The organism is Paenibacillus mesophilus (assembly GCF_005938385.1).
Lineage (GTDB): Bacteria > Bacillota > Bacilli > Paenibacillales > NBRC-103111 > Paenibacillus_AB > Paenibacillus_AB mesophilus.
The window spans coordinates 37,930-53,665 of sequence record NZ_VCRA01000008.1; the positions used below are offsets into that span (position 1 = coordinate 37,930).

The following is a 15,736-nucleotide window of genomic DNA, read 5'->3' on the forward strand; positions in this document are numbered from 1 at the left end:
CCGGCTTGTCGGCATTGGGGGCTTACCTGACCATTACTTGTTATGCCGAAGCGTCGATCGTCCGGTTCCGTCTGACAAACGACATTCTTCACCATTGACTCAACCTTGATGCCCGTTTAGCTTAATAAAAACTCCGTGCATCTCACTGACTGTGTCCGTATAGTTGACCGCAAGCCGCATCGATGTCTGTCCCGAATTGTGTTCGCACAGTGACGTTGATGCCCTTTGACTTTAATATGCGAACAAACATTATAACCTGGTCCCGGTACGATTGTTGGTAGCTTTCCGGCGTAATTTCGGTCGAATTGTACGGAATCAGGTTTACGTGGTAGAGATGTTCTCCGGGTCCCCTTCCCCGCAGCAATTCGGCGACCGCTTCCGCATGTACGATCGAGTCGTTTACCCCTCGAAGAAGAATATAAGCGATATAGACCTTTCTCCCTGTATGCCTGATATGGAGATCCAATGCATTCAACACGTCACGGACTGGAAACCGGTCGTTGATCGGCATCAGCTCACTTCGCTGATCGTCGAAAGGCGAATGCAACGAGAAGGTTAGATTAACCTGCGGAAACTCCCGAGTCAGCTTTTCGATCCCCGGTAACAGACCGATGGTGGAAACCGTAATTCGTCGATGGCCTAAACCAAAGAGACTCGGGTCGGTCAATATCGTCAGCGCATCAAAAATATACGGGTTGGCTAGCGCCTCCCCCATACCCATGAAGGCGACACTGTCCAAAGCGTGTCCGTTTATGTGAAAGTGCAGCAATTGGTCGGTAATTTCGTCGGCGGTCAGATTTCGCTTCAGACCGATGGTACCGGTAGCGCAAAATTTGCACCCGAACCCGCAGCCGCACTGTGTGGAAATACAATACGATTTCCATCCCCGTTCATAGGAAAGTCGTACGGCCTCTACGCGTTCGTTGCCCGCAATGGCAAACAGCACCTTACTGACCTGTCTGGACGTGAGCTCCTTTACCGGGACGATGCTGCAGACGTACGGACCGAGTGTCCGAATCAACTCGTCGCGCAATAATGAGGGCAGCATGGTCATTCGCTCGTATTCGCCAACGTTTTGCTTGAATATCGCGTCCGTAATTTGCCTATACCGATACGTTGGCTGCTTGAAGTCGGATACTATTCGCCGAATCATTTCATATTTCGATGTTGGTCTCATGTCTTCTCCTTACTGCCGGAGAAAACGTAATAAGCAGCCGCTAGCCGGCGCCTTAATACGTCATTAGCCAACTATGCAAATGCACGAGGCGCCACAGACGGATCGCTACGTGCATCTGTCGATAGAGAGGTAACCCTCCGGCAACCGATTTGTGTGTTGGTGAACCACTTCTCTTGGCAGGAACCGGTTCACCCAATCATCTACAACCTCAATCAACATCACATTCATCCTCCCGAAATGGACTAGTCGATAAAAAAGAGCTACAAGAAAGTTACCTTTCTTGTAGCTCAAAAAAATATGGCAAATTCATCCCCGTGCAGAGTATGAAAAGGAAATATTTTTTGAGTGAAAAGAATAAGGTAACTTTCTTGCCTATAAGAATAAAACAAAATCCGCTTTATTCTTTTAATCAAAGGCAAGACCTATTACATTATCCTCTTCATCTCCTAACGTTTAAGTGTCATCGGAATTTTAACATAACCGTTTCGGCAAGTCCAGTCCGGGCCGTTAAATCGCCTTCTTGATTCTGCTCAGCAAGCGTAAGCTCACTTCCAGCCAGATCGCGCTGTAAATCCACGAAAACAGAACCACATATACGAATGTGCTTATTCGAAAATCCATGACGCCGGAAGGCCCCAATATCGGAAAACGAAAGCCGTAAATCAGCAGCACGATCCCGGCCGCTAACACGAGTGCGGCAAATGTAATGACCTTTACCCGATTACCGAAGCGAAGGATGCCGTAACCGATAGCTAAACCTAGAAGCCCGGTTGTAAACGGGAATACGATCAGTTCGCTCGGCTGGATGATAAGCAGCAGAACGAGGGCGAGCATGAAGGAGCTCAATCCCGAACGAATCGACATCGCCGTTGCCAGTACGATCGGGGCGGTAGCGAACGGACTGATCAAGTATCCCGGTCCCGGCAGGAGGCCCCCTGCGGATTGGAGCAGCGCTGATAAAGCGCCAAGCAAAGCGACCGTTACGAGTTGCTTCGTCTGATGGCCTGCATCCGGTTTCGCCCTCATCGAGGAAACGTCGACCGGCAAAGGCTGTCCCCAATATTGCAGCCATAATTTTAGCATCGCGTGAGGCCCTCCTTTACGCAACTATTGAAGTATCAGTCCGGCGAACGGAAGCAAACATGCCCCGACCACGAGCGCGGTATCCTTGATGCCGAATCGCAACGGCTCATACTCCGTTCTGGGATAGCCGGGCCGGTAGCCCCTAGATTCGATCGCCGCAGACAACACTTCCGCCCGGCGATAAATCCCGATCGTTAACGGATACAAAAGATTCATCGCTTCTTTGCCCCATCTTGGTACGTGCCAGAAGGCAGGCTGCCCCCCTCTCGCTTTCCAGGCTTGCAGGATTCGCTTCATGTCCTCGATCAGATAAGGAATATACAGAACGGCAATCGTGAGCATGAAAACGAACGCCTCCAATTCGATCCCGGCTCGCCGAAGCGGCGTGAACAGTTTGCGCAAGGCTTCGAATTGTTTGGCGGGAGAGGTTGTGGCGAACATCAGCAAAACGATGAGGTAGAACGAAAACCATCTGCATGTCAGCCATGCGGCCGTCTCGATTCCCCCGGCGGTGATCGCTATTCCCTGCCAAGCGACGAAGACTTTCCCGCCCGAATGGCTGACCATTTGTACCGCATCCATGATCAATAAAAGTACGGCGATCCCCTTGACGGAATTCCACAGCCGGATTGGGTTGAACTTTGCGCAACCGAGCAGGACAATCGCAATCAAGCCAAGTCCGAGCGTCGCCATTAACGAAGTAGAAGTGAAGAGCAGCGTCGAATACGAAATGAAAAAAATGAACTTTGCCCTTGGGTCGAACCGGTGCAGTAATGACGTATCCGGCGAATACTGCAGGGCGGACAAGACTCCGGTTTCGTTCATACGCCGCCTCTCCCCTTCGTATGTAACAAGCGTTCCGCCATAAAGTCGAGGAGCGCTTGCTCCCGAACGAGTCCTGCCGGAATTTGTCCGGGAAATACCGCTTCGAGCTCCTTCAGCAAGCGGATCAAAGGCGTTGGCGGCAACGAAGAGGCGATCTCGCAGGCAGGCGTCATTTCGGAAATCATGACGTCGGCTGCCAGCTCCCCATTATCGAGGAAAACTAGCCGATCGGCAAATTCCAGCGCGCCCTGCAAGTCATGAGTAATGCAAAGGACGGTTATACGGTTCGCGGCCTGAATCCGTTTGAGCAAATCCAGCAGCTGTATGCGGACTACCGGGTCCAGCCCGACCGTCGGTTCGTCGAGTATTACAATGCCCGGATCCCGCACCAGAGCGCCGGCAATCGCTACCCGCCTCTTCTCCCCTCCGCTAAGCCGAAACGGCGAACGATCCCGGTATCTTTCGTACGGAAGACCGACGCTTTCCATCGCCCGCTTCACGCGATCCGCCACTTCCCGCTCGGTCATTCTCAGCCCGCGAAGACCGAACCCGATATCCCGGACCACCGTCGCTTCGAACAGCTGATGCTCGGGAAACTGGGCGACATATCCGATTTTTTGCAAAAGGATCCGGCGATTACCGCGCTTCTTCGTATCGACGCCATCCACCCATACCGTTCCGCCATCGGGGACGAGCAGCCCGCCGGCTAATTGACCCAAGGTCGATTTTCCCGAGCCGGAAGGGCCCATAACGGCAACGATTTGCCCGTCCGGCACTTCCAGCGAGAAACGACTTATCGCCGTTTGACGGACAGGCGATCGTTTGGCATGCGTAAAGCTTACATTTTGGAAGTGAATTCCCATATCGTCCTCGCCAATTCTTTTTCCGATCCGATGAAAACCGGCCAGTCGAATCCGTTCGTCCGGATCTCATTTTGAAACCGAATCAGAAACGGAGAAAGCATATTCGCTTCCTCCAAAACACCGGGGCATGCGGCCAATGCCCGCCAATCGCCGTCGAAGGTCAACCGTCCTTCGTTTAGAACCAAAATCCGCTCCGACTTCAAGAGATCCTCGGGATCGTGCGTAACATGAATAATCGTGATGCCGGAGCGATGAAGGTCGAGCATGATCGAGCGTAGATGCGTCGCGTTTTCCGGATCCAGCATCGACACGGATTCATCGAATACGATAGCGCTCGGGTTCATCGCAAGTACGCCGGCAACGGCAAGTCTTTGTTTTTGTCCGCCGGACAATCCGTGAACGGGGCGGCTCCGCAGCTCCGTCAACCGCAGCAAACTTAAGACCCGATCGATCCGTCGGCGAATCTCGTCCCGGGGGACCTGCAAGTTCTGCAGCCCGAAGGCGATATCTTCTTCGACCGTCCCGCCGACCGTTTGATCGTCGGGATTTTGGAAGACGATTCCGATACGCTGCCGGATTTTCCGCACATCTCCGCACGTAGTATCCTCTCCACAAACCGTCACGCAGCCTGTATCCGGCTTCAATAAACCGTTCGCGAGCTTGGCTAATGTGGACTTGCCCGAACCGCTTCCTCCCACGACGGTCACCCGCTCGCCCGGAGCGATGCTGAACCGAATATGGGCCAATGCCCAATCGTCCTGTACCGAATACCGATACGAAACATCGTCGAAGACGATCGAAATTGCTTCGGATCGAGTCGCCATCGTCATTTCCCCTTCTCCAATTCCAATCGGCAGCCGCTCTCTAGTATATTCGCAAAATGGTTGCGCATTCGAACGGATTTCATTATATATATCGCCTCATTTGTAGACCATGATGCACTAGCAATCATTCGAAAGTTTGTTTTTGCAGTTTTATTTTCGCAGCTGCAAAACCAAGTCATTAGCTTCAGGTCCGAAAATTTTATGCGGACTTATGATTACGGTTTGACCATCCTCGATGTAGGGCTTAAATCCGGCCCCAAATAAAATCACTCGTTCTAAGCCTACTAAAAAAGCCTCGATCAATATGATCGAAGCCAGGGAAGTGATCTGGTTCTATTGCTTTCTACTTAATATTCTCCTTTAATTACAAAAAACGAGCCCCGGATTGTTCCAGCTAGTTTGGATTTCTGCCTGGCAAACTTAAACTTCGCTTCTAATTCCTTAGGTACCTCCATCCCCTCAGAAAGCTTAAAACCAACGGCTCGCTTCTTAGGGTCATCGACCGTATACATGACGTTGAGCGCAAGACCGTCCTCATAAAAGACGTAGGACATTTTGATATTCTCCACTTGAAAACGCGACGTTTCTAAAGGTTTGCTCGAAAACTCGATATCACGCTCTTCTTTCAAAATTCGGTTCACATAATCAAGGGTCTCCTGGCTTTCGCTTGCCGGTACCACCGTAAATTCATGCTTGTATTTGGTCATAAAATAACGGGCTTCATTCGCACGTAAACCAGCAAGCGTTTCTGCTACAGGTGAAGACTCTAAACCGACCGTAGACACATTTTTGAAATCAACGATATAGGACATTTCCATCTCTCCTCGTATTCGGTCTTAGTTTGTAGTGATTGCGGCTACTGTCCCAACATCTTTTCAAGCTCACCGCACCATTTCCCCCACCCATACTTAGCGCCACCCAGCGCTTGAGCGTTTGAAATTCCGGTTTGTTCGAGATGAAGGTTCACCTTCCCGTCCCCTAACTCCTGGAGCGTCCAGGTGACTGTGTGCTTCTCTCCGCTGGCCCAAGTATAGGACAATCGGCTTGGTTCCTCTACGACAAGCACTTCGCCTTCAATAATCCCATTCCAATATTCGGTCGGTTGCGTGCGAAATTGAAAACGGTGTCCTACGACAGGCTTAAAATTATTTTCCATCCCCTCGCCGGTGTGGATATTGGCCACCCACTTGGCAAGCTTGCTTGAGTCGGTTAAGGCGGACCATAGCTTCTCAATCGAAGTCGTGAACTGAAAATCCGTAGATAAGGTTAAACTCATTCTTCTTCCTCCTCTAATAGCTGGCTTAAGCGCAACATATTCGTACTCCAGAACTTGCTGTAGAAAGCGACCCAATCTTGAATTTCACGGAGTGGAGAGGCGTTTAGCCGAAATCGCGTTTCTCTGCCGACTTTTCGGTCAAGGACCAGCCTCGCCTCTTTGAGGATTGTCAAATGCTTGGATACCGCTGTACGGCCCATTGGAAAATGTGCCGTTATCTCATGAAGCGGCAGTTCCTCTGCCTCTGCCAATAAGTGAATCAGTCGGCGCCTGGTCGGGTCAGCAATCGCGTCAAACACGTCACGCAACTGGTTGTTCTCGTTCATTGCACCCCCTCCAAAACTTTATTTATCTGAAGCAGAAATCTATTGACGGTATGAATGGCCAGTCTGAACTCCCCCAGGTTGCATCAGTTGCCCGATACCTCTTAACTTAACGGCTGATGCCAGTAGTAGCGTGACAGACTATTAAGCTATCCTTTTTCCTCGGGGATGGGTTTCTGCTTGCCAGATTGTCCCGTAACGATCAATGGACTCAATTGTTCCTCCTCATCATTGTTGCCAAACTTTCCAGATAACTACCCGATAATTAGACACTATTTGGTGTCGATTTGATTATAGGACACCAATTGGTGTCCTGTCAACAACATTTTTAAACTCAAAAACAAGCCTGATTTCCGTACGCTAAGTAAGGGAATCCGACTTGTTTTGAACAATCGCTATGGAAACGCCAATCGTTTGACTGAAATCCACCGGACAAAAATTGTTTGGCGCTAAGCCCAAATGTTGTATACGCCCTCAGCCATCGGCCCATATTTCCCGCAATGTTTGCACCGTCTTATCGACGAGCTGCTCACCAGCCTCCGCACCGGCGGGATTATTTGCCGGAATCGAACCGTATCCTCCTCCTTTGACCGATTTGGGACTTGGCAAATAGGTGCCTCCGCCTGCAAGCTGTACGAGAAACGTTTGTACGGCAGGGCTTCGGACTTTGATCTGTATGCCATAATCGACGTAAAGCTCGAACGGATTGGAAGCGATGGCCACATCGCCGAGACGAAGCATATGTAATTCTACAGGCAAAGTCCTGTTCCGCTTCTGATGCTCGTAGCGGTTTGCCACATTTTTATTCCAGTGCATCTGGCGATAAGCCGCGCTTGCCGCAACATACCATCGTTCTTTCTTCGGGTCGTGTTCAAGCTTTTCGAGCTCTTCTTCGTAAACGGTTCGCAAACGTTCCGCTTCGCGTTCGGCATTTGCGGCATCCGCTTCGGACAGACGGTTCACGGGAAGGTCTATACGGGTAATACGATGGCGCAAGATGGGAGCAAATTCGATAGCTTGCCCGATTGACGGCAGCAGCACGCTCAATTCAGCAGCTATACGCGAAGCGATTTCTTGCCTTGCCGATTGTGCTTTCAACATCCGCATTCGCTCGTATGCTTCATTTTCGAACAACGGAAACGGGCACAGTTCACCGGCAGCGCTGCATTGGGGAAGTATATAGAGACGCTCCCCGAAACGCCGGCGAAGCTCCAGCCGCACCTCATGCCAGTAATCCGCGCTAACTGAGAATTCGCTCTCGCTTAGCTGCGAAGGACATGGCACATTGATAACAATACCTGTCAATCCCCCGTTCCGGTCATAGGTCGCAATCAGTTGGAGGCTGTGATCCTCATACCCTTCGACATGGTTGAAGGTATCCGTGACGGGCGGCACCAACCCGTATTTGGCGCTGACGCCGTTATGATTAACCCAACGGCGGTTTCGTCCGAGTACCGCGCTCCCGATTCCATATGCGATTCCCGCAGGTTCCCTCTTATTCCAAGCATCGGCAATCGCCTGCGCGATCCGTCCGGCAGCGAAGTCTACATACGCCTCTACGGGCATATACTCGAGCTCGACGCCGACTCCGAGCGCAGTATGGGCGGCCAGTGGGGAAGGGAAGCGGGTTTCCGGACCGGTATGCGTATGCGTGGCGTGGATAAGGACATGCATCGGATCAAGCTCGTCGACGAAATGTCCGAGCTTTGCGCGTACTGCATCACGCAGCTCTTCGGATATCGCAAGCAGATCGCAACTGACGATAACGGAATTCTCCCCGGCCGATTCCAACACCCATGCGGTTGCGCACAGCGGCTCGAGCACGCCTTCGGATAATCGGGCGTGAAACATTCCCGAAAGTAACGCCGGCTGTTCAGGCGTAATATCTACCTCCGCCCATCCAACCCTAAAATGATCGGACATGCTGCACCTCCATCATTTTCTCGCAATAAGAGACTGAGTCTCGTAAGTTAATTAATAAATATGGACTTCCTTTCAGAAAGTCAGTTGAAATCGCGATTCATTTATTTTTATTTCCGTGCGCGATTTTCCAACAATTTCTCGATGGCCGGCTTCCCCAGTTGCTTCTCCTCAACAAGATCAGCCACATATTCCGCAAAAGGGAATGAGCAAGTAAAGGCTGGCGAAACGGCATTCAGCACGTGGATGGAATCGCCGTCCCCCTCGACAACAAAATCTTGTACGAGCTCAAGCGTGTTTTTGTTCAGTAATTGGGCGCGAATACCCGGCTGCAAGAAATCGCCGAACCCTTTTCGGTCCAGCTTTTTGACCATTTTCAACGACAAATCAATGAAATTCGCTTTGTTATATTTCTTCATTTCCTCGAAGGCCAATCGGCGGAATTGGAACGAATTGGTCAGAAACAGCTTAGCTTCATAGTACATAATTTGAATAAACTCCATGAGATCAAACTGCTGAAATCCTTTGTAGTTTTCTCGCCAGAAGGCGGGGATTGCGGTCGGTCCGATTTTGATGCTCCCATCGACCGTCTTTGTAAAATGGACGCCCAGAAAAGGGTTGTTCAAGTTCGGTACCGGGTATATATTCGTCGCAACATCGGATTTGTTTTTCGCATATTTCAAATAGATGCCTTTAAACGGAATAATCGTATACTGTAATCCAAAGCCGAAGTCGTGCGCAATTTTATCGGCAAAAAGACCGGCGGCGTTAATAAAATATCCGCAAGTGAATTCCGTTTTGTTCGTCCGGATCGTATTGTGCGACCTTCCGATATATTTCGTATCGAAAAATAAATCTACGCCCTTTGACACAATTTCCCGTTTCAGACATTGGCACACTTCCACCGGATCTACCGATGCGGTATCGGGAGAATACAGCGCCTTTTTGTACGTTCTAACGTTCGGATCCATGTTGGCGGCCTCGACCTCGCTCAGCCATTCGAGCCGTACGCCGTTACGCGTCGCGCGCCGTTTCAGCACTTCGAGCCCGTGGAGCTCCGATTCGTCCGAGGCTACTACGAGCTTGCCGCAACGGTTTATGTTCAATCCGTTCTGCTCGCAGTACTCCTTTATCGCTCGGTTGCCATCGCGCGTAAATCTTGCTTTCAAGCTGTCTTCCGTATAATAGAATCCGGCATGCAGAACACCGCTGTTGCGGCCGCTGGCATGCTTGGCGACGTCCGATTCCTTCTCGATAATCGCGATTCGGGCGTGCGGCTCCCGGGTGATCAATTTTCTTGCGATCGACAGCCCGATGATTCCTGCCCCGGCGATGATATAATCGTATCGCAATCTTATTCCCACCTCTTCAGTGTGATTGTGCCGCCTCTAATCGGTCTCCTCCGTTTATTTGGCCGTATATCCGCCATCGACAGGTATGTTCGCGCCGGTGACATAGGATGATGCGTCCGAGGCAAGAAATACGATGACCCCCATAAGATCCGTATCGTTGGCCATTCGGCCAAGCAGCGTCCGTCTATTGTATCTTTCGACAAAAACGTCCGATGTTTGATCCGTCCAATAACCGCCGGGGCTAACGCAGTTGCACCGGACGCCCGCAGGACCGTATTGGCTCGCCACATATCTGGTGAAATTGATCATGCCCGACTTATGAAAGAAGTAATCCGGGTTGACGCGCGTACCGAGTCCTTCATAAAGTGTGGAGTCGGGACCAACCATACCATACATCGATCCAATATTGATGATGGAGCCGGTTTGCCGTTCGACCATGTTGTTACCGAATGCGCGTGTTACGACAAAAAGTCCTGTTGCGTTCAACTTCATGCTTTCTCCGAATTTGTCCGCCTCCTCTTCCCAGCCTCTTTTCATCGGACGGGCCACTGCGTTATTAACGAGCACATCTACTTTCCCTTCAACTTGAACAATATGTTCTTTGGCTGCAATTACTGAAGACTCGTTGTTCAAATCCAGGTATATCGCTTTCACCGCATGCCCGGTTTCTTGAAACTGCCGTTCCAATATTTCAAGCCGGTCTTGGCGGCTGGACGTAAACCAGGTACGCGCTCCCGCTTCAGCCAACGCCTTCACAATTTGCCGGCCGTATTTGCCGGCCCCTCCCGTTACGACCGCAACTTTTCCGCGCAACGAGAACGCTTCCATCATGTTCGCCACGTTCGTCACCCTTCCAGCAGATTAACTCGATTCTCTTATTACGAGACTTCTTCTCGTTACAATAGCAAAAGAATTGACTTTCTTTACAGAAAGTCAGTTTGTAACGAATCCTTTCCGTTACTCAAATATGCCTTTCGGAACATAGCCCAGCCGCTCGGAAATAAGGACGGCATAGTTGCGGACGACCTCGGCGATCGGTTCCAGACTGCCAGTCCCGAACGATCGGCCGCCGACGCTTATCGCTGCTATAACCTTGCTCGTTTGATCCCGTATTGGGAAAGCTACGCATCGAAAGCCCGTCGACAATTCTTCATCGTCGATCGCATATCCGCGAGCGCGCACCTGCTTAAGCTCTTCCATATACGCTTCAATAGTCGAAATCGACTTTGGCGTGTGGATCGCAAGTCCTTGTTTACGCAAAATGTCCATTGCTTGGGTTTCGTCTATCCAAGCCATCAGCACTTTGCCAAGCGCTGTCGAACTAACCGGATTCCGAACGCCTACAGGCGCATTGATTCGCGTCGATTTCGGCGATTCCTGGTTCAGCAAGTAAAGAACCGTCCCCTCGTGCAAAATCCCCAAATGCGCCTTCTCCCCCACCTTCTCGGCCAATTCCGGCAAGAAACGTTTCCCCTCCGTAATGAGACTGTTATTGGCGTAAACCGAGCCAAGTTCGAAGCACTTGGGCCCGACTTGGTATTTGCCGGTCTCCGGGATCTGTTCGAGAAGCTGGTGCTCTTCCGCAGTAGCCAGCAGTCGGTGAACAACGCTTTTATGCAGCTTTAGTTCGTCGGCTACATCTGTAATACCAAGCGGTCTTCGCTCGCGAATGAACAATTCGAATATCGAGAAGGCTCGATCGACGGATTGTACGATATAGTACGGCGTATTTTCTTTCTTCAAGGCAGTCCTCCCAGTCCGTCTCTTAATAAGAGAACTTTTCTCATAATTATAAGAAAATGATATAGTAACGTCTGTTTTTTGTCAATAATAGCCGAAATCGGAGCATTGACCTTCAGACAAATTAATTCCTCTAATTATGAGACGTATTCCCAGTCTGTTGAGACAGGTCAGTCCTATATGGCCGGGGCGATTTCCGATAAAGTTACTTCGCGTCCCCCTTCTTCCCGGCTGCGGATGCCTGCGATGACTAGCTTCATCAGCTCGACGGTTTCGGCGAATGGAAACGGCCGTTCCCCTGTGCGCAAATAATCGATATAGCTTTGCAGCTGTGCTTTGAACGAAAAAAACGTATCCTGGCTTTGCGTGACGGCGTTACCTGCTGTCCCGCATAGCTGCAGCAGTCCGAATGCTCCATACATGTCCGACTGGGCAGCTACTATGATGTCCGCTCCAATCGAATGCTTGAGATGGACAACGTTTTTTTCCGCGCTTCCCGTATTGCGGACAGAGACGAAGCCTGGCCCGACAATCGGATAAATCGCTTCCAAGGCGTGAATGCCGTATCGCTCCCACGATTTCGGAGTCGTGATCGTGGCGAACCGGATTTGTCCAAGGCTGCTTGTCGATATCCGGTAAGGCAAAAACTCCTTCGAGTAGCGCATGCTGCTCGATGAAAGGATCGCTTTGCCTTGACACGCCCAGTCGTAAAATACGAGCAAGTCTGCTTCGTTATCGACAAGCGGCTTATCTACGAAAACGGGGATGCCCGCCTCCACGAATGGACGGCACCGTTCCACATGCTCGTGTCCTTTGTCGGTAGTGACGATTACTGCGTCCACTTGACCAATCACGTCCTCGGGGCGGGACACGATATGCGGAATTAACGACGCCCGGGATACCCGTATTGCATCCTGAGGATCGTCGGTCCATATATGCGTCACATTCGCTCCTTCGATTCTGAGCGTATGCTTCGGCTCCTTGCCCAAGTAAGTCGGAATAGCAGGATATGGACAGAGCTTCATTTCTTCCGGATCATAGCCGTTGAATATGGCGCTCCAGGAGTAGGGATGTCCATTGCCGTCCACCATCCCGAGCACGGCAAGACGGATCGTTCCCCTCTTGACCAACGGACGAATTGAGGAGTTTGCGATCATGTTCTGAAATGTCACGTCTTCATCCCTCACTTCATAATAAGCCCTGCTCTATCTCGTATTATGAGACAACGTATATAAAAACTGTGGTTTAAGTATATCTAAAACCGACAGAGATGTAAATCCGTAAAAGAAAAAAGCGACTCCACGCATCGACACGGTGCAGATCGTAGCTGTTCCTCCTAGAGACAACGAAATCCGATCCGCTAAGACATCATGCCTTCGACATGACCATGCAGCCGGCAAAAGCGGCTATAGACTCTCCCAGCAATACCCGATTGACCATTCCCGCTTCCTCGCTGTCCGCAGAAATGTCTAAATAACTAGGCAGCCAAGGTCCTCCCAGTACAAGCCCTTTGATGTGCGAGGCGACCATATGCCGCGAAGTTAAACGTTGAGGCGCCTGGCTTAGAACTCGACCCGATGGAAATGAACCTTGCATCCGTTGTCCGATGACCGGCTCCCCTTCCGTCTTCGCCTCGGCCGATAGACGAAAACTGGGCTGCGCCCATTCCTCCTCCGCCAAATAGTACAGCTTCGCCGATTCGCATCCATACTCGCCCCGAATGAGGGGCAGCGCTTCCAACAGCGCCGCGTGAAACTCCAAGTCGCGGCTCTGCAAGTCTTCTCCTTTTAACGGAATGTCGACGCGGCAGTGATCCTCCGATAACGGCCGAAGCGAAATATGTCGGCCGTTATCATGCTCTAAGACCCGATTGCCGGACAATACAGCGTCGTGAAGCAAACAGGAACGCCAGATCGGTCTGGACACCGCTAACCGTGGGATGCTCGAGTCGATCAAACGGCCGGAATCGTCTGTCTCAACCACGAGCGGCGCCAGAAGGCGCACATAGCCTTCCTTTGTGCCGACAACCAGCCCGTCAACTTGTTCGCCGCTCTCCGTTACTTTTTGCGGCCATCCATGAAACATCACATCGACATTCGCTTCCAGCACCCATCGGTCCAGCTCCAGCTCGACGGCAGGCGCGTTAAACCCCATTCCCTGCCGCGAGCCGAGCGACTGTGCTTTTGCGATATCCGCCGCGTAGGTTGAAGAAATCGGATTCTCTGCCGGTGGCCAACCTAGGATTCGCCGGGCACGCACCAGTTCCCAGCCTAATGTACTGCGCCGCTCCACAAGCGCAACCCGCTTGCCGGAACGCCCCAGGGCGACAGCACACGTTACTCCGATCAACCCGCCGCCGGAAACAATCGCATCATATTCCCCATATATCGGCAATTCCTCGATCTTCGCTCGATTCATGTCCGTTTCACCGCCTCGATATCGTCTGTGAAGGTTCGGCTTGCTAACCGCTCTATCAAAACACGAGCCATATTGCGAGCAAACATGCGCCAGTCGTGCAAGTAGTTCTCCAAAAGTGCGAACCCCTTTCGTTCACCCAGTATGCAAAGCGCAAATGCGCCCGTCATTTCGATATTCCATCGAATGGACACTTCCTTCTGCACATTGGCCATTCCCCCACCGGAAACCCAATCGTCGCCGAGCTGCGGCAGGCGCAGCAGTTCCCCGATCACGCGAACGGCCTTGAGCTGCTGTGCAGGGGCCAACTGGTCAGCCACTTCGATTACATAGTGGAGCACATGCAGTATTTCAGCATAAGACGTTAGCCGTACAGTCGGCTTCGCCGGCGGCAGCCGGTCCAGCAAAATAATTGCGCATGAAGGTTCTCTCAACATTTGCAGCCCGAGCAGGCAAGCGATCCAGCGCGGTGGAATCCGAGGCTCAACACCGGGCAGTCCGTCTTCGTCGCGATCGATCACAGAGCGTTTCAAATCCGGTACACCGCTTCGATCGCCAATCAACGCAAGGGCGAGAGCGATTCCCCTGCGCGGAAGACCTTGAGCAGCCGCAAACCGCTTACGCAAGACCGGCAATGCCGCATCTCCGGCCTTCCAAATCCACCACAACGCTTTTCCTTCTTCCTCCGTGCCCATAGCGTCCAGCAGCCTGTTGAGACGATCGGGCTGAACGACCGTGTCCAACGTCCATTCGCCATCCCCCCTCTTGCTCCCGAACAACGTTACCCACGGTGCGCTTGGACGGGACAGATCGCTTGCGGTAAGCACGCCTCGTTTTATGAGCCGGCGCTGCAACTCGGGCACATCGACTTCGCGCGGCTGCCGTCCGGTATGCAAGCATAAAGCTGCCGCCGTACCGGCAACTTCCCCAACGGCATGCATATCCGGCTGCATGCGCACGGCGCTGGAAGCATCGTGATCGACTGACAGCGCGCGGCATGCGATCAGCAGACCGTCGGTTTCAACCGGTACAAAGGATCGGTATGGCACATCGCATCCGAGGCGAAAGCTCCACGCTCCCACGATGGCAGTCCAAATTTGGGCAAGTCGGCTTTCGTTCGCCATATCCGTGGCATGGTTGTCGTAGTGGGAATAACATTTCATCACCACATCGTCGAAACGGCGATCCAAGATCAGATCTTCCAGTCCCAGCACATATTCGCCCCTAACTTGTCTGCCTTCACGCGCGCCAAAATGCGGGGAAATGGAAAATACTTTGTTCTCTTGCAGTTCCGGCAGCTGCCGAATCAACTGCCGACCTTCCAGCAATGCCCGGGAGACGTCGCGCGTGCTGGAGGAATCGACCCAGCCCGCATCGTAGTTTTTAAAATCGTCGGTCTTCTCATCGCCTTTGAAATAGCGGGGGACGACGGAGTAAGCTTGCATAACCTCATCCCATTCGCGTCCCTTCGTGAACGGAACTCCGGCCAATGCGCATATGTCGCCATTCCCCGTACAGTCAAGCGTCAGACTGGCGTTGACCTGAATCGGACCTTCGGGCGATTCGAAGAGAACGCCCGTGACCCGTCGGCCGTCTAGGATGACATCGACGGCCATGCAGTCATATAGAACACGGATACCGTTCGCCGCCAACCGTTCCTGTATGGCCGCCTTCTTCGCTTCCGCGTGGAAGCCTTTGACACTACCGCCCAGTTCCTTGCCGATCTCTCTCGTACGACGGTCCATTTCGGGTTGCAGTCCTACATGACAACCCAAATAATAGGCATGGATACCGGCATGCGTCCCGACGCCTCCCAGTCCACGGCCGCATTCCGCCACCGTGACGGTAACGCCTCCTTCCGCAGCCGCACAAGCCGCGATAATCCCGGCTGTCCCGCCGCCTACCACCAAAATGTCGGTGTCCAGTATGTTCATCGAT

15 protein-coding genes are annotated in these 15,736 nt (G+C 52.0%); all 15 read right to left on the reverse strand.

Annotation, left to right across the window (positions count from 1 at the left end; translation table 11 throughout):
- Nucleotides 1-142 precede the first annotated feature (142 nt).
- Nucleotides 143-1,177: a Cfr family 23S rRNA (adenine(2503)-C(8))-methyltransferase gene (locus FE783_RS16130; RefSeq protein ID WP_138880415.1), complete on the reverse strand. Its 1,035-nt coding sequence runs from the start codon at nt 1,175-1,177 to the stop codon at nt 143-145.
- A 507-nt stretch (nt 1,178-1,684) separates the two neighbouring features.
- A complete protein-coding gene (locus FE783_RS16135; RefSeq protein WP_138880416.1) occupies nt 1,685-2,260 on the reverse strand; it encodes a hypothetical protein in 576 nt (191 codons plus the stop codon).
- A gap of 24 nt (nt 2,261-2,284) precedes the next feature.
- Entirely contained in the window at nt 2,285-3,085 is an 801-nt protein-coding gene (locus tag FE783_RS16140) for an energy-coupling factor transporter transmembrane component T family protein (protein WP_138880417.1), read from the reverse strand.
- Nucleotides 3,082-3,948, reverse strand: a complete 867-nt coding sequence (locus FE783_RS16145; RefSeq protein WP_138880418.1) for an ATP-binding cassette domain-containing protein — start codon at nt 3,946-3,948, stop codon at nt 3,082-3,084. Before FE783_RS16145 ends, FE783_RS16140 begins: the two co-directional genes overlap by 4 nt.
- Nucleotides 3,924-4,772 carry an ATP-binding cassette domain-containing protein gene (locus FE783_RS16150; RefSeq protein ID WP_158301840.1) on the reverse strand — a complete coding sequence of 283 codons (849 nt, stop codon included), beginning with the start codon at nt 4,770-4,772 and terminating at the stop codon, nt 3,924-3,926. Before FE783_RS16150 ends, FE783_RS16145 begins: the two co-directional genes overlap by 25 nt.
- Before the next feature lie 347 nt (nt 4,773-5,119).
- Entirely contained in the window at nt 5,120-5,584 is a 465-nt protein-coding gene (locus FE783_RS16160) for a phage tail protein (protein ID WP_138880420.1), read from the reverse strand.
- A gap of 44 nt (nt 5,585-5,628) precedes the next feature.
- Nucleotides 5,629-6,048, reverse strand: a complete 420-nt coding sequence (locus FE783_RS16165; RefSeq protein ID WP_138880421.1) for an SRPBCC family protein — start codon at nt 6,046-6,048, stop codon at nt 5,629-5,631.
- A complete protein-coding gene (locus FE783_RS16170; protein ID WP_138880422.1) occupies nt 6,045-6,374 on the reverse strand; it encodes an ArsR/SmtB family transcription factor in 330 nt (109 codons plus the stop codon). The genes FE783_RS16165 and FE783_RS16170 overlap by 4 nt, the downstream gene beginning before the upstream one ends.
- Before the next feature lie 471 nt (nt 6,375-6,845).
- Entirely contained in the window at nt 6,846-8,294 is a 1,449-nt protein-coding gene (locus FE783_RS16180; RefSeq protein WP_138880423.1) for a neutral/alkaline non-lysosomal ceramidase N-terminal domain-containing protein, read from the reverse strand.
- Between the two features lie 107 nt (nt 8,295-8,401).
- Complete coding sequence (gene lhgO / locus FE783_RS16185) at nt 8,402-9,643, reverse strand: L-2-hydroxyglutarate oxidase (RefSeq protein WP_138880424.1); 1,242 nt, start codon at nt 9,641-9,643, stop codon at nt 8,402-8,404.
- Between the two features lie 54 nt (nt 9,644-9,697).
- Nucleotides 9,698-10,474, reverse strand: a complete 777-nt coding sequence (locus tag FE783_RS16190; protein WP_138880614.1) for an SDR family oxidoreductase — start codon at nt 10,472-10,474, stop codon at nt 9,698-9,700.
- Nucleotides 10,475-10,600: 126 nt separating this feature from the next.
- Nucleotides 10,601-11,386, reverse strand: coding sequence for an IclR family transcriptional regulator (locus FE783_RS16195; protein WP_138880425.1), 786 nt, complete (start codon nt 11,384-11,386; stop codon nt 10,601-10,603).
- 173 nt (nt 11,387-11,559) lie between these two features.
- A complete protein-coding gene (locus FE783_RS16200; RefSeq protein WP_238403104.1) occupies nt 11,560-12,555 on the reverse strand; it encodes a Gfo/Idh/MocA family oxidoreductase in 996 nt (331 codons plus the stop codon).
- A 196-nt stretch (nt 12,556-12,751) separates the two neighbouring features.
- Nucleotides 12,752-13,801 carry an FAD-dependent oxidoreductase gene (locus FE783_RS16205; RefSeq protein ID WP_138880426.1) on the reverse strand — a complete coding sequence of 350 codons (1,050 nt, stop codon included), beginning with the start codon at nt 13,799-13,801 and terminating at the stop codon, nt 12,752-12,754.
- On the reverse strand, nt 13,798-15,732 hold the full coding sequence (locus tag FE783_RS16210; RefSeq protein WP_138880427.1) for an FAD-dependent oxidoreductase: 1,935 nt from the start codon (nt 15,730-15,732) through the stop codon (nt 13,798-13,800). Before FE783_RS16210 ends, FE783_RS16205 begins: the two co-directional genes overlap by 4 nt.
- Between the last annotated feature and the right edge of the window lie 4 nt (nt 15,733-15,736).

What these genes read in the sequence shown, in the direction of transcription:
- FE783_RS16130 (WP_138880415.1), bottom strand. Translation starts at nt 1,177, where the DNA reads ATGAGACCAACATCGAAATATGAAATGATTCGGCGAATAGTATCCGAC.
- FE783_RS16135 (WP_138880416.1), bottom strand. Translation starts at nt 2,260, where the DNA reads ATGCTAAAATTATGGCTGCAATATTGGGGACAGCCTTTGCCGGTCGAC.
- FE783_RS16140 (WP_138880417.1), bottom strand. Translation starts at nt 3,085, where the DNA reads ATGAACGAAACCGGAGTCTTGTCCGCCCTGCAGTATTCGCCGGATACG.
- FE783_RS16145 (WP_138880418.1), bottom strand. Translation starts at nt 3,948, where the DNA reads ATGGGAATTCACTTCCAAAATGTAAGCTTTACGCATGCCAAACGATCG.
- FE783_RS16150 (WP_158301840.1), bottom strand. Translation starts at nt 4,772, where the DNA reads ATGGCGACTCGATCCGAAGCAATTTCGATCGTCTTCGACGATGTTTCG.
- FE783_RS16160 (WP_138880420.1), bottom strand. Translation starts at nt 5,584, where the DNA reads ATGTCCTATATCGTTGATTTCAAAAATGTGTCTACGGTCGGTTTAGAG.
- FE783_RS16165 (WP_138880421.1), bottom strand. Translation starts at nt 6,048, where the DNA reads ATGAGTTTAACCTTATCTACGGATTTTCAGTTCACGACTTCGATTGAG.
- FE783_RS16170 (WP_138880422.1), bottom strand. Translation starts at nt 6,374, where the DNA reads ATGAACGAGAACAACCAGTTGCGTGACGTGTTTGACGCGATTGCTGAC.
- FE783_RS16180 (WP_138880423.1), bottom strand. Translation starts at nt 8,294, where the DNA reads ATGTCCGATCATTTTAGGGTTGGATGGGCGGAGGTAGATATTACGCCT.
- FE783_RS16190 (WP_138880614.1), bottom strand. Translation starts at nt 10,474, where the DNA reads ATGATGGAAGCGTTCTCGTTGCGCGGAAAAGTTGCGGTCGTAACGGGA.
- FE783_RS16205 (WP_138880426.1), bottom strand. Translation starts at nt 13,801, where the DNA reads ATGAATCGAGCGAAGATCGAGGAATTGCCGATATATGGGGAATATGAT.
- FE783_RS16210 (WP_138880427.1), bottom strand. Translation starts at nt 15,732, where the DNA reads ATGAACATACTGGACACCGACATTTTGGTGGTAGGCGGCGGGACAGCC.